10 protein-coding genes are annotated in these 13811 nt (G+C 44.8%); 9 read left to right on the top strand and 1 reads right to left on the bottom strand.

What is annotated here, in order from left to right; translation table 11 throughout:
- The first annotated feature begins 313 nt into the window (after positions 1-313).
- From clpB to hslO, 9 genes are all read left to right on the top strand, one after another.
- Entirely contained in the window at positions 314-2896 is a 2583-nt protein-coding gene (gene clpB, locus AB5706_RS01725) for an ATP-dependent chaperone ClpB (RefSeq protein WP_368365687.1), read from the top strand.
- A gap of 26 nt (positions 2897-2922) precedes the next feature.
- Entirely contained in the window at positions 2923-3096 is a 174-nt protein-coding gene (locus AB5706_RS01720) for a DUF4250 domain-containing protein (RefSeq protein ID WP_118582984.1), read from the top strand.
- Between the two features lie 466 nt (positions 3097-3562).
- Positions 3563-4054 (top strand): MarR family winged helix-turn-helix transcriptional regulator, encoded by a 492-nt coding sequence (locus AB5706_RS01715; protein ID WP_226837944.1) that lies wholly within the window; start codon positions 3563-3565, stop codon positions 4052-4054.
- A gap of 77 nt (positions 4055-4131) precedes the next feature.
- A complete protein-coding gene (locus AB5706_RS01710) occupies positions 4132-6294 on the top strand; it encodes an ABC transporter ATP-binding protein (protein WP_368365686.1) in 2163 nt (720 codons plus the stop codon).
- Positions 6291-8138, top strand: coding sequence for an ABC transporter ATP-binding protein (locus tag AB5706_RS01705; RefSeq protein WP_195379263.1), 1848 nt, complete (start codon positions 6291-6293; stop codon positions 8136-8138). Before AB5706_RS01710 ends, AB5706_RS01705 begins: the two co-directional genes overlap by 4 nt.
- 277 nt (positions 8139-8415) lie before the next feature.
- On the top strand, positions 8416-10491 hold the full coding sequence (locus AB5706_RS01700) for a UvrD-helicase domain-containing protein (RefSeq protein ID WP_368365685.1): 2076 nt from the start codon (positions 8416-8418) through the stop codon (positions 10489-10491).
- 324 nt (positions 10492-10815) lie between these two features.
- Positions 10816-11829, top strand: a complete 1014-nt coding sequence (locus AB5706_RS01695; RefSeq protein WP_368365684.1) for a hypothetical protein — start codon at positions 10816-10818, stop codon at positions 11827-11829.
- Positions 11830-11910: 81 nt separating this feature from the next.
- On the top strand, positions 11911-12672 hold the full coding sequence (locus tag AB5706_RS01690) for a class I SAM-dependent DNA methyltransferase (protein ID WP_148461235.1): 762 nt from the start codon (positions 11911-11913) through the stop codon (positions 12670-12672).
- A gap of 71 nt (positions 12673-12743) precedes the next feature.
- Positions 12744-13622, top strand: coding sequence for an Hsp33 family molecular chaperone HslO (hslO, locus tag AB5706_RS01685; protein ID WP_295260592.1), 879 nt, complete (start codon positions 12744-12746; stop codon positions 13620-13622).
- On the opposite strand, the gene AB5706_RS01680 is transcribed toward hslO, so the two are convergent.
- Positions 13579-13800 (bottom strand): DUF6783 domain-containing protein, encoded by a 222-nt coding sequence (locus AB5706_RS01680; RefSeq protein WP_442973365.1) that lies wholly within the window; start codon positions 13798-13800, stop codon positions 13579-13581. The two genes, hslO and AB5706_RS01680, sit on opposite strands and share 44 nt — an antisense overlap.
- Positions 13801-13811 lie beyond the last annotated feature (11 nt).

The raw sequence follows: 13811 nt of genomic DNA, 5'->3' as shown, positions 1-13811 counted from the left end.
CTGATAAACATCCATTGAACATTGTAAAATTAAGGAATGAACAACTATTAGCCATGTGAAGCTGTGATATACGTCATGCACAGCTCGGAAATTGCATGCTCGTAGCGTTCACACAATCTTCATAAATAATTAGCACTCACATATTGACAGTGCTAACAATCCATGCTATATTAAAAACCGTAATAAGAAACTACCTATACAAAACGCAGCCCCTGCGAGTTACTTTTTTAAAGAGCCGCGGCAGCTGCGTTTTATATATAAAAATAGGTGGGTGAAATTATTTTCATTCACCCAAGCTGAAGGAGGAGAGCCTATGAACATCAGCAAATTTACGCAGAAATCCGTACAGGCTGTTCAGAATCTGGAGAAGGTTGCTTACGAATACGGCAATCAGGAAATCGAACAGGAGCATCTGTTATATACCCTCCTGACACAGGAAGACAGCCTGATTCTCAAGCTTATTGAGAAAATGGAAATAAATAAAGATTATTTTATTGATACTGTAAAGAAAGCTCTGGATGCCAAGGTAAAGGTATCCGGCGGAGAACTCAGATTCGGACAGTATCTGAATAAGGCTTTGGTAAATGCAGAAGATGAAGCTAAGGCAATGGGAGATGAATACGTATCCGTAGAGCATCTTTTCCTGGCCCTGCTGAAATATCCAAGCCCCAGCATGAAGAAAATCTGGAGCGAATTTGGCATTACCAAAGAACGCTTCCTGCAGGCACTTTCCACAGTACGTGGAAACCAGCGTGTAGTAAGCGACAATCCGGAAGCCACTTATGATACTTTAAATAAATATGGCGAAGATCTTGTGGAAAAGGCAAGAAGCCAGAAGCTGGATCCGGTCATTGGACGTGACTGTGAGATTCGGAATGTGATCCGTATTCTTTCCCGTAAGACCAAGAACAATCCGGTTCTCATCGGTGAACCTGGTGTTGGTAAAACAGCCGCTGTAGAAGGTCTTGCACAGCGAATTGTAGCCGGAGATGTACCGGAAGCACTGAAGGATAAGAAAATTTTTGCCCTGGATATGGGTGCACTGGTAGCAGGTGCCAAATATCGTGGTGAATTTGAGGAACGTCTGAAAGCAGTTCTGGAAGAGGTGAAAAAGAGCGAAGGTCAGATCATCCTGTTTATTGATGAGCTTCATCTGATCGTAGGTGCAGGTAAGACGGATGGCGCAATGGATGCCAGCAATATGCTGAAACCAATGCTTGCCCGTGGTGAGCTTCACTGCATCGGTGCTACCACACTGGATGAGTATCGTCAGTATATTGAGAAAGACGCTGCCCTGGAACGTCGTTTCCAGCCGGTTATGGTAGATGAGCCAACTGTGGAAGATACCATTTCTATCCTTCGTGGTCTGAGAGAACGTTACGAAGTATTCCATGGTGTTAAAATCACAGACAGCGCACTTGTTGCAGCTGCAACACTTTCACATCGTTATATTACAGACCGTTTTCTTCCGGATAAGGCAATTGACCTGGTAGATGAGGCCTGTGCCCTGATCAAAACAGAGCTGGATTCCATGCCAACTGAGCTGGATGAGCAGCGCCGTAAAATCGATCAGATGAAAATGGAAGAGTTGTCTCTGAAGAAGGAAACCGATAATTTAAGCAAAGAGCGTCTGGAAGAGCTCCAGAAGGAGCTTGCGGAAATGCAGGATTCCTTTAATACCCAGAAGGCTCAGTGGGAGAACGAGAAACATTCTGTAGAGAAGCTTCAGAAGCTTCGTGAACAGATTGAGGATATGAACAAACAGATCCAGATCGCAAGACAGAACTATGATCTGGAGAAAGCTTCCGAACTGCAGTATGGCGAGCTGCCGAAATTACAGCAGCAGCTGGAAATTGAAGAGCGCAATACAAAAGAGAGTGACAGAAGCCTTGTCCACGAAGTAGTAACAGACGATGAAATCGCAAGGATCATTTCCCGTTGGACTGGCATTCCGGTAGCAAGGCTGACAGAGGGAGAGCGTGCCAAACTGCTTCATCTGGAAGATGAGCTCCACAAACGTGTTATCGGTCAGGAGGAAGGTGTGCGCCGTGTAACCGATGCCATCCTTCGTTCCAAAGCAGGAATCAAAGATCCGACCAAACCAATCGGTTCTTTCCTGTTCCTTGGACCTACCGGTGTTGGTAAAACAGAGCTTGCCAAAACTCTTGCACAGACTCTTTTCGATGATGAGCAGAATATGGTTCGTATCGACATGAGCGAGTACATGGAGAAATACTCTGTATCCAGACTGATCGGAGCTCCTCCGGGATATGTTGGATACGAGGAAGGCGGACAGCTTACAGAGGCTGTTCGTCGGAAACCGTACAGCGTTGTACTTTTCGATGAGATTGAGAAGGCACATCCAGATGTATTCAATGTACTTCTGCAGGTACTGGATGATGGTCGTATTACCGATTCCCAGGGACGTACTGTAGACTTCAAGAATACAATTCTGATCATGACCTCCAATATCGGATCTCCTTATCTGCTGGATGGTATTGATGAAAATGGAGAAATCAAGGAAGAAGCCCAGAAAGAGGTTATGGATGATCTGCGCGGACATTTCCGTCCGGAATTCCTGAACCGTCTCGATGAGATCATTCTGTTTAAGCCGTTGACAAAAGATAATATTGGTAGTATCGTTGATCTGATGGTAAAAGAGCTGAATGACCGTCTTGCCGACCAGGAGCTTTCCCTGGAGCTGACAGATGCAGCCAAGAAGGATGTTATTGACAATGGTTATGATCCTGTCTACGGTGCAAGACCTCTGAAGCGTTATCTTCAGAAATATGTAGAGACACTGACTGCCAGGAAAATCCTTTCAGGCGAAGTCCATACCGGCGATACACTGGTACTGGATGTGGAGAATGGAGAGTATGTGGTTAAAGTGAAGTAAAGGAAAAGAAAAGGAGTCCAAGTCTTATGATACCAAAAGATCCTATGATTTTGCTTAGTTATGTAAATACCCAGCTTCGGGATTATTACGATTCTCTGGAAGCACTGTGTACCTGCCGCGGACTGAACAGGGAATCCCTGTTGGATAAGATGGATTCCATCGACTACCACTACGACGAAGAGACCAATCAGTTTATTTGAAATCACAATATTCAATAATTTAATACCGCTTGTCAAAGCTGTGAAAACCGCTTGGCAGGCGGTGTTTTTTTGCTACAGGAAATTCCTGTTACGTATTACATAAAAAGCCTACCGGGCAGGATTGCACTGCGGCGGAAGGGGAGTTGTTGCTCCAGGCGACCCGCCGCAAATGGAGAATCCTGCAAGCAGGATTCTTTTTATCATGAAAACTCCGGATAACAGATAATATGGTCTTATACATAATTGTTAGCCGACAAAATAAATACATATTTTAAATTCAATAAAATTAAGATATTAATCTAAAAAAAATATAAACTGCACAAAAAACACTTGCGTTTCTTGTGAAAAAGTGTAAACTATAAAATTAGTCGGCTAACTAATATAAGAAAGCTGAACAGGAACCTGAAACTGTGATACACACTCTAAAGCCTGTATTCCAGTTTCAGACAGCAAGTGAGGTGAGAATTTGGAAAATGACAATGAGAAAAGCATTCAACGTCTGATTATGGAAATCAGCCGCATGTATGTGGAAAAATGCTTTGGTAAATTAAAAGGTCTGGGAATCCATCCAAGACAAATGCCTATTCTGGCTGTTCTGTGGAAAGAAGACGGATGCAGCCAGAAAGAACTGGCCAGCCAGTTAGGCGTGAAGCCGCCTACTGTTACCGTAAGTATCCAACGCCTGGAAAAAATCGGTATTATAGTTCGAAAACAGGATGAAAAAGATCAACGCATAAGCCGGATTTATCTTACAGAAGAAGGAAAAGCAATAATTAATGAAGGTATGCGAATGGTAAAGGAAGGAGAAAAACAGGTTCTGACAGGATTTTCCGAAAGTGAGTTATGTCTGATGAAACGATTCTGCATACAGATTAAGGAAAATATTGCGGCAATGCCAGCACCAGAGTTTTCACCGGAAGAAATGTGCATGGGACATTTTTGCCATAATAAAAAGTAGTACAGGAAACTGAAAAACAAAGCAAAAGGCAGAAAAGCCCGGATGCTTTGAAAAAATGTAGAAAGGACAACCCAAGCATGATTAACTTAATGAAGTATCTGAAAAAATCAGCAGGCTACATCGTCCTGATCATTGGACTGCTGTTTTTGCAGGCATACTGTGATCTGTCCTTGCCGGATTATACCTCCAAGGTAATTAACGTAGGGATCCAGCAGGGGGGAATACCAGATGGTGTTCCGGAAAAAATGCGTCAGAGCACAATGGAAAATCTGCAGATTTTTATGGACGAAGACACACAGAAAGAAGTTCAGGACTCTTATGTCCTGGATGGAGACACATATGAACTGAAAGATGGCATTACAGGGGATAAACGTGAGGAATTAAACAATCTTCTGTGCAAACCTCTGATGATGTACACCTCTTTTACCTCTGGCAGTGAAGAGAGCCGGAAAATGCTTTCCCAGATGCAGGTACCGGAAGGAACGGACCCAATGCAGGTTCTGTCAGCAATGCCGGAGGATGCAAAAAAACAGATGCTGGAGGCTGCAGATGAGAAGCTTTCCGACATGCCGGAATCCATTCTTACACAGGCCGCTGTCAGTGGTGTGAAAGCAGAATACGAAGCTATGGGCGAGGATCTGGATGCAATTCAGATGAGGTACATCCGGACATCCGGAATCCAGATGGTCCTGATGGCGCTGGTGATCATGCTGGCCGCTGTAAGTGTTACCTTCCTTTCAGCAAGAGTGGCAGCAGCCCTTGGACATGATCTGCGAGATAATGTATACCGCAAGGTTATTCATTTCTCCAGTAACGAATATCATAAATTTTCTACTGCATCCCTGATCACGCGAAGTACCAACGATGTGCAGCAGGTACAGCAGGTTATGACCATGATGTTCAGAATCGTTCTGTATGCGCCCATCCTTGGCATCGGAGGCGTGATCAAGGTTCTCAAGACCGATTCCTCCATGACCTGGATCCTTGGAGCCGCAGTAGCCATCATTCTGATTGTTATTTTTGTACTGTTCCAGATTGCAATGCCGAAATTCACCAGGCTGCAGACTCTCATTGACCGTCTGAACCTGGTAACCAGGGAAATCCTTACCGGAATCCCGGTTATCCGTGCGTTCAGCCGTGAGAAGCATGAGGAAGAGCGTTTTGAAAAAGCAAATATGGATCTGACAAAGACAAACCTGTTTGTAAACCGCTGTATGACATTTATGATGCCGATCATGATGCTGATCATGAACGGTGTATCTGTAGCGATTATCTATTTCGGTGCACATGGCGTTGACAATGGAACTATGCAGGTAGGAAATATGATGGCATTTATCCAGTACGCAATGCAGATCATCATGTCCTTCCTGATGATCACAGCAATCTCCATTATGCTCCCAAGGGCAAACGTGGCAGCCGGCCGTATCTGTGAGGTTCTGGAAATGGAGCCATCTGTAAATGATCCGGAGGAACCGGTAATGCCAGATAAGCAGGAAAAAGGAACGGTCGAATTTGACCATGTAAGCTTCGCTTATCCGGAAGCAGGGGAAAATGTCATTAACGACATTACCTTTAAGGCAGAAAAAGGCCAGACTGTTGCCATTATCGGAAGTACCGGAAGCGGCAAGAGTACGCTGATCAACCTGATTCCCAGATTTTATGATGCAACGAAGGGCTGTGTCAAAGTAGATGGTGTGGATGTACGAAATATGACACAGCATGAGCTTCGTGACCGTCTGGGCTATGTACCTCAAAAGGGAGTCCTGTTCTCTGGAACCATCGACTCCAACATTCGTTACGGTAAGCCGGATATGCCAGAGGAAGATGTAAAACTGGCAGCTCAGATCGCGCAGTCTGATGACTTTATTGAAGCGAAACCGGAAGGCTACAAAGCACCTATTTCACAGGGAGGAAATAATGTATCCGGTGGCCAGAAGCAGCGTCTTTCCATTGCAAGAGCGATTGCCAAAAAGCCGGAGATCCTGATTTTTGACGACAGCTTTTCCGCACTTGATTTCAAGACTGACAGCAAGCTTCGCAAGGCTCTGAAGGAAAAGACAAAGGATATTACCACTATTATCGTAGCACAGCGAATCAGCACCATCCTGAATGCAGATCAGATCATCGTGCTGGATGACGGAAATATGGCAGGCATCGGCACCCACAAGGAACTGATGAAGAACTGCGAGGTTTACCGCCAGATCGCCATGTCACAGCTTTCAGAGGAGGAATTAGCATGAGTGAAAACAAAGCCAGAGGCCCTGTGATGGGTGGTCATCGGAGCCGTGCAATGAACTCCGGGGAAAAGGCAAAAGACTTTAAAGGAGCAATGAAACGACTTTTGAAATACATGGAACGCTACAAAATCCGTTTCGTTCTCATGTTTCTGTTTGCAATTGCAGGAACCATTTTTAACATTGTAGGACCAAAGATCCTTGGAAAGGCAACAACAGAGCTTTTTAACGGTCTGGTAGCCAAGGTAAACGGCACCGGAAGCATTGATTTTGAAAAAATTGGCTATATTTTGTTATGGACATTAGGACTGTATCTGGCAAGTGCCTGCTTCTCCTTTATCCAGGGTTATGTGATGACCGGAATTTCCAACGACGTTACCTACAATTTACGTAAAGATATTTCAAAGAAATTCAGCCGCCTCCCAATGAACTATTATGAGAGCCGGACAAACGGCGAAATCCTTTCCCGCGTAACGAACGATGTGGATACCCTTCAGATGAGCCTGAACCAGAGTATTACCCAGCTGATCACATCAGTTACCACCCTGATCGGTGTGTTTGTGATGATGCTGTCCATCAATGTGTGGATGACTCTGGCTGCCCTTCTGATCCTTCCGCTGTCCATGTTTATCATCAATTTCGTTATGAAGCACTCCCAGAAATATTTCCAGGCACAGCAGAAGTATCTGGGTGAGGTAAATGGCCAGATTGAAGAGAACTACGGTGGACACAATGTAGTGAAGGTATTTAATAAAGAAGAAGACGTAGTTGCAGAATTTGAAAAAGACAACCAGAAGCTTTACGAATCAGCATGGAAATCCCAGTTTTTCTCCGGAATCATGATGCCGGTCATGCAGTTTGTTGGAAACCTTGGATATGTTATGGTAGCCCTTCTTGGAGGATGGTTCACGATCAAGGGTTCTATTGAAGTGGGTGATATTCAGTCCTTTTTCCAGTACATCCGTAACTTTACCCAGCCCATCCAGCAGATCGCACAGGTAACCAACCTGCTTCAGTCCTCAGCAGCCGCTTCCGAGCGTGTGTTTGAGTTCTTGGATGAGGAGGAAGAGGAGACCACCAAAGAGAATGCTGTTTCTATTGACGGGCTCAGCGGAAATGTAGAATTTGATCATGTAAGCTTCGGCTACAATCCGGAAAAGATCATTGTCCACGATTTTTCGGCAAAGGTCAGAGATGGTCAGAAAATTGCGATTGTAGGTCCTACCGGTGCAGGAAAAACCACAATGGTTAAGCTGCTCATGCGCTTCTATGATGTAAACAGTGGTTCTATTAAAGTAGATGGCCATGATGTAAAAGATTTCAACAGAAGCGAGCTTCATGAAATGTTTGGAATGGTGCTTCAGGATACCTGGCTGTTTTCCGGAACCATTATGGAAAACATCCGCTATGGACGGCTGGATGCTACCGATGAGGAAGTGATCGCAGCAGCAAAGGCTGCTCATATCCACAACTTTATCATGCAGCAGCCGGGAGGCTATAACATGGTTCTGGATGAGGAGACCAGCAATGTTTCCCAGGGCCAGAAGCAGCTCCTGACAATTGCAAGAGCCATTCTTGCAGACAATAAGATCCTGATCCTGGATGAGGCTACCTCCTCCGTTGATACCAGAACCGAGGTACAGATCCAGAAAGCTATGGATAACCTGATGAAAGGCAGAACCAGCTTTGTCATCGCTCACAGACTTTCCACCATCAGGGACGCAGATCTGATCCTGGTTATGAAGGATGGGGATATTATCGAGCAGGGCAGCCATGAAGAGCTGCTTGCAAAGAAAGGATTCTACGCAGATCTTTACAACAGCCAGTTTGATAAGACGCAGACTGCATAAAAGTAAGTGAAACAGATAAAAAAATACAGCAGCTTTTTCGGAAAATATACGGAAAAACTGCTGTTTTTTTTGTCTTCAGAGAGAAAAAATCCAGGGATTTGCTGTCTGTACTTTTACCCGCAGATAATGTATAATGGAGCAAAGTTTCTGCCGGAAAGGAAGGCAGGGACAAAGTCATGACAACGAAAAAAACTCATTTATTGCAGCTGCCCTGGGTGTCTTTTTACAAGGCTGGTAGAAAGGGCTGCAGCGCGAATGTTAAAGGAGTATACCCCCAATGACAATTGATAATAAAGACGGAGCAGCTTTTCTTGCATACGTTACAGATAAATTAGAAACCAGGATCGCCCATATCAGCCAGTCCATTCTGGAAGGACAGAAGGATATCGAAGGAATGCATGAGTATTACTGGGAGAACTATACGGAGATGGACCAGTATGGCTACGAAAATTTCGATAACCAGCAGGCGCTTCTTCACCAGATCAACGCCAACGAGCAGCAGATCCATCTGCGAAAGAGATTTCGTAAAATGCTGGATTCCCCTTTCTTTGGAAGGGTGGATTTCGTATTTGAAGGGGATGAGGAGCCGGAGATTTTTTATATTGGAATCGGAAATTTTGCAGAAGAGGCAGGGCATACGCCGCTGATCTATGACTGGCGTGCTCCTGTCAGCGGGCTTTTCTACGACTATGATAAAGGTCCGGCGTCTTACCAGGCACCGCTGGGAACTATCTGCGGTGAAATTGTCTCCAAGTGGCAGTACAAGATTCGAAATGGCCGTATGATTTACCAGTTTGAAAGTGATGTGAAGATTGATGACGAGATTCTTATGGCAGAGCTTGGCAGCGGAGGCAGCACTGCGCTGAAAAATATTGTCCGCACCATCCAGAAGGAGCAGAATGCCATCATCCGAAACACCAGGGATAAGATCATGGTAATCCAGGGCGCAGCCGGAAGCGGTAAGACCTCCATTGCCTTGCACAGAATTGCCTATCTTTTGTATCACGACCGCAAGAACCTGAAATCCTCCAATATCCTGATCCTGTCTCCCAACAGCATTTTTTCTGATTATATTTCCCATATACTTCCAGAACTGGGAGAGGAAAATATTAAAGAAATGAGCTTTGATCTTTTTGCCTACAGACAGCTGAAAGATACGGTATCTGACTGCGAAGACCGTTATGACCAGATTGAGCGCAGCCTGAATTTCCCGGATATGCCTTCCTTATATAAGGAAAAACAGTCCAGGGAATTTTTGAATCAGATGGAGGGGTATCTCACCTCCTTAGAAGATGAGCTGATGGATTTTCATGATGTGGAATATAAGAGCTTTACGAAAAAGGAAGAGGAGATCATTGATCTTTTTTACTTTAAATTTCAGGATATCCCTCTGTTATCACGTATGGAGGCAGTTGCAGAGAATTTCATTGATGAGGTAGAGACGCTTCGGGATAATGATATGGATGAGGAAGAACGTGCCATTGTAATGGAGAAATTCATGAATATGTATGAGACACAGGATCTCTATGTGATCTACAGCCGTTTTCTGGAAAGCTGCGGCTATCCGGGACTTCCCCATGTACAGCTTCAGGAGCGAAAGCTTCGGTACGAGGACGTCTATCCGGTGCTTTACATGAAGTACCGTCTTCTTCGCCAGACCAGTCACAATGGTATCAAGCACCTGGTAGTAGACGAAATGCAGGATTATTCAAGGCTTCAGTATCTGATCCTTAAAATGATGTTTCCCTGCCGTATGACCATCCTGGGGGACAAAGCCCAGACTATGGAAGATGAGGCTCAGGATGTCCTTGGGTTTTTACCGAAAATTTTCGGAAAAGAGATCCGCAGGATCGTCATGAACAAAAGCTACCGAAACACTGTGGAGATTGCTTCTTATGCGAATCAGCTTGCAGGGATTACAGATATGGATCTGTTTGATCGTCATGGCCAGCCAGTGGAAGAATTATTTTTTAAAGGGAAAAAACAGCAGGCAATGGAAGCGGCTCTGGATGAGCTTGTGAATAAGCTTCAGCTGGGAGCAGAACAGTTTGAGACAGCTGCGTTGATCCTTCGCACGGAATCTGAGGCAAAAGAAGCCGCCCGCATTCTGAAAGAAAAACTGAAAAATACAGGGTTTGATATGGAAAATCGTTTCTCGTACCTGCATCGTGACAGCAACAGCTTCTGCAAAGGCCTTACAGTTACTACGTTTTATCTTGCAAAAGGTCTGGAATTTGACCAGGTATTTTCCCTGTTCCCTGTAGCAGATCAGAGCCCGATTGCAAAACAGGGACGTTATATTGCAGCTACCAGAGCGCTTCATAAATTGCATATGTACGAATACGGAAAATAAATATTACAAAAGTATGACAAACAGAGCGTAAAATAAAAAAGAAATTCAGGTTGGCGGAACATGCTGTCAAATGCAATGTACATTTTGCAGACAGGATTTTACCAACACTCTTTGAAAAAATGTATAAAGTTCGTCACGAAAGTTTATAATATTTTCACAGCAAATTTAGATTCTGCAGTGGGAAATCCATTGACAGGATTGTAATAAAATTGTAAAATACAGCTCGGGAGATTTTTATAAACGAGAAATATTTTCGTTTTGTTAATGAAATAGAATAATGTAAATTTACAAAATTTACTTATGAAAAGAAATAAGGAGGATACTATGAAGAACAAAAAGATTTTAGCTATCTTAACGATATCAGCAATTGTTTCTGCAGCTGCCACAGGCTGCAGTTTTGGCGGAGACGAGCCGGAAGAACAGGTAGTGGTAACTGAGACACCTGCTCCGGAAGCAACCGCTACACCTACTCCGGAGCCAACCATCGCGCCAGACGTACAGGACAGCACCTATACATCAAGCAATGGGGCTGTCTCCATTAAGCTTCCAGATGCTACCTGGTCCAATAAGGCGGATGAGGCAGATATGCTCAGCTTCGAATCCCCGGAGCAGGGTAAGATCCTGATCCTTCATGGACAGGGAGAAGAGGACATGTCTTCTGCTATGCTTCCGGATACGCAGGATCTGGCTGTGGCATTAGAGCAGGCTTCTGACCTTGCAGAAGGTACTGACTTTGAAATCCAGGATTATACCGCCAGTGATGTGGAGGGAGTAGGCGTTTATTCTTACACTGTGAAGTACACAGATGCTTCCAAGAGCGGCGGATATGTTTATGCGATCCATAAAATTTATAAGAGCTCTGATGAGTATTACAATATTTGCGGATCTGTTGTGGATGAGGCTTCTTATGCAGGAGTTAAGGCTGCAGTTGATTCCTTCGGAATTGTAGGAGAGTCTTCTTTGAAAGCTGCTGCACCGGTACAGTCTTCTGACAGTGCAGACGGAAGCACTGAGGGAAGTACAGATGGTTCCACTGACGGAACACAGAGTGCAGGTACTGATTCTGCGTCCTCAGGTGATGGAAGCAGTGATGGAACAATCACAAACTCCGGCGGATTTACCCAGGAGCAGCTTACAGACACCAACCAGACCAGAACTATTTACCGTAACTCCGATGGCCATCCCCTTGTAATTACTCCGGATGGAAATGGAAACTGGGTTGACTTTGATGGAAATACCTATCGTTTTGTGAATAATGAGGATGTTTACGATCAGAATGATGTGGATTATTACTGGCATGGAGAAGGTGCAGACGTATATTACATGCCTGTAGAGTAATAACAGAAAAAGCAGAATGTTGACTTACACGGACACAGCTACCCGGGATGGATGGCTGTGTCCGTGACAGTTGGAGGGAATATGGATAATTTTCAGGCTTATGGCGAATTTGCCAGAGTATATGATATGTTCCAGGACAATGTGGACTACCAGACCTGGGGCAAATGGCTGAAGCAGCAGCTTGCAGCGCAGGGAATCACAGACGGACTTGTGCTGGATCTTGGCTGCGGCACGGGAACCATGACTGAGATACTGGCAGAGGCTGGCTATGACATGATCGGAGTGGATAATTCCGGGGAAATGCTGGCAGAGGCCATGGAGAAACGGGTAGAGTCCGGGCATGACATCCTGTATCTTCTTCAGGATATGCAGGAGTTTGAACTTTATGGAACCGTACGGGCTGTGGTAAGCGTGTGTGACAGTCTGAATTACATAACAGAGGAAGAGGAGCTGGAGCATGTGTTTGCCCTGGTAAATAATTATCTGGATCCTCAGGGGATTTTTCTGTTTGATATGAATACGGTTTATAAGTATCAGACTATGATCGGGAATACTACGATTGCTGAGAACCGGGATGAGGGAAGCTTTATCTGGGAGAACAGTTATGATGAGGAGACCGGGATTAATACGTATGAGCTGGCTCTGTTTATTCCAAGAGAGGACGGACTTTATGAGAAGGATGAGGAGGTTCACTATCAGAGAGCCTATTCTTTGGAGAAGATCAAGGAACTTATTGGAAAAGCGGGGATGGAGCTTCTGGCAGTGTATGATGCTTATACACTGGAGCCACCGAAGGAAGATAGCGGCAGGCTTACCTTTGTAGTAAGGGAACATGGTAAATGATAATATAATAATAAGATAAATAGCTATAGGATTACGATTAACATTATAACAGTATAGATTGGAGAATACACATGAATGATTATATCATCCGCGCGACTGCAGCTAATGACCAGATCCGTGCATTTGCGGCAGTGACCACTGAGATGGTGGAGACTGCAAGAGAGCATCATAATACAAGTCCGGTGGCTACGGCAGCGCTTGGAAGACTTCTGACTGCAGGAGCCATGATGGGCTCCATGATGAAGGGGGAAAAAGATGTTCTGACCCTTCAGATCAAGGCCGGCGGTCCCCTTCAGGGAATTACGGTAACTGCCGATTCCCAGGGAAATGTAAAGGGCTATGTAGGAAATCCAGATGTCTGCATTCCGGCAAATTCAAAAGGTAAGCTGGACGTTGCAGGAGCAGTTGGTCCTGGATTCCTGACTGTGATTAAGGATATGGGGCTAAAAGAGCCATACAGCGGACAGGTTATGCTTCAGACCTGTGAGATCGCAGAAGACCTGACCTATTATTTTGCAACAAGCGAGCAGGTACCGTCCGCAGTTGGACTTGGAGTCCTGATGAATAAGAACAATACAGTACGTCAGGCTGGTGGATTTATTGTACAGCTGATGCCATTTGCAGAGGAAGAAGTGATTTCCAGGTTAGAGCAGAACGTACAGAAAATCAACTCTGTCACCAACCTGTTAGAGGAAGGACATACCCCGGAGAGTCTGCTGGAGAAAGTGTTGGAAGGCTTTGACATACAGATTAACGAGAAGATGGACACCCGCTTCCACTGTAACTGCTCCAAGGAGCGAGTAGCGAAAGCGTTGATCAGCATCGGCAGAAAAGAATTAAACGAAATGATCCAGGAAGGCAAGCCAATCGAGATGAACTGCCATTTCTGTAATACCAACTACAATTTCACAGTAGAAGAGCTGAAAGAAATTCTGAGAAGATGCAAATAAGCTGAATTGAGACAGAATCACTATTTTCCGTCATAGAGTTTGCACTGGTGATTGGTGCGCAGATTGCGGTATATTTCATCCGAATTCGGTTGCCGTAGCCCGCTACGGCGCCCTCATCTGGGCGAAATCTCCCACAAATTGTGACGCACATCTTGCAGAAAGTCTTTTTCAAACACACTCTAAGGCGTG

Source organism: Ruminococcus sp. RTP21484sp1_RTP21277st1_D2_RTP21277_210401, from assembly GCF_040924225.1.
Taxonomy (GTDB): domain Bacteria; phylum Bacillota; class Clostridia; order Lachnospirales; family Lachnospiraceae; genus Blautia_A; species Blautia_A faecis.
This window is presented reverse-complemented; position numbering and strand designations above follow the sequence as displayed.

Excerpts from the sequence above, each read along its gene's own strand:
- AB5706_RS01700 (WP_368365685.1), top strand. The coding sequence starts at position 8,416 with ATGACAATTGATAATAAAGACGGAGCAGCTTTTCTTGCATACGTTACA.
- AB5706_RS01695 (WP_368365684.1), top strand. The coding sequence starts at position 10,816 with ATGAAGAACAAAAAGATTTTAGCTATCTTAACGATATCAGCAATTGTT.
- AB5706_RS01690 (WP_148461235.1), top strand. The coding sequence starts at position 11,911 with ATGGATAATTTTCAGGCTTATGGCGAATTTGCCAGAGTATATGATATG.
- AB5706_RS01720 (WP_118582984.1), top strand. The coding sequence starts at position 2,923 with ATGATACCAAAAGATCCTATGATTTTGCTTAGTTATGTAAATACCCAG.
- clpB (WP_368365687.1), top strand. The coding sequence starts at position 314 with ATGAACATCAGCAAATTTACGCAGAAATCCGTACAGGCTGTTCAGAAT.
- AB5706_RS01710 (WP_368365686.1), top strand. The coding sequence starts at position 4,132 with ATGATTAACTTAATGAAGTATCTGAAAAAATCAGCAGGCTACATCGTC.
- hslO (WP_295260592.1), top strand. The coding sequence starts at position 12,744 with ATGAATGATTATATCATCCGCGCGACTGCAGCTAATGACCAGATCCGT.
- AB5706_RS01705 (WP_195379263.1), top strand. The coding sequence starts at position 6,291 with ATGAGTGAAAACAAAGCCAGAGGCCCTGTGATGGGTGGTCATCGGAGC.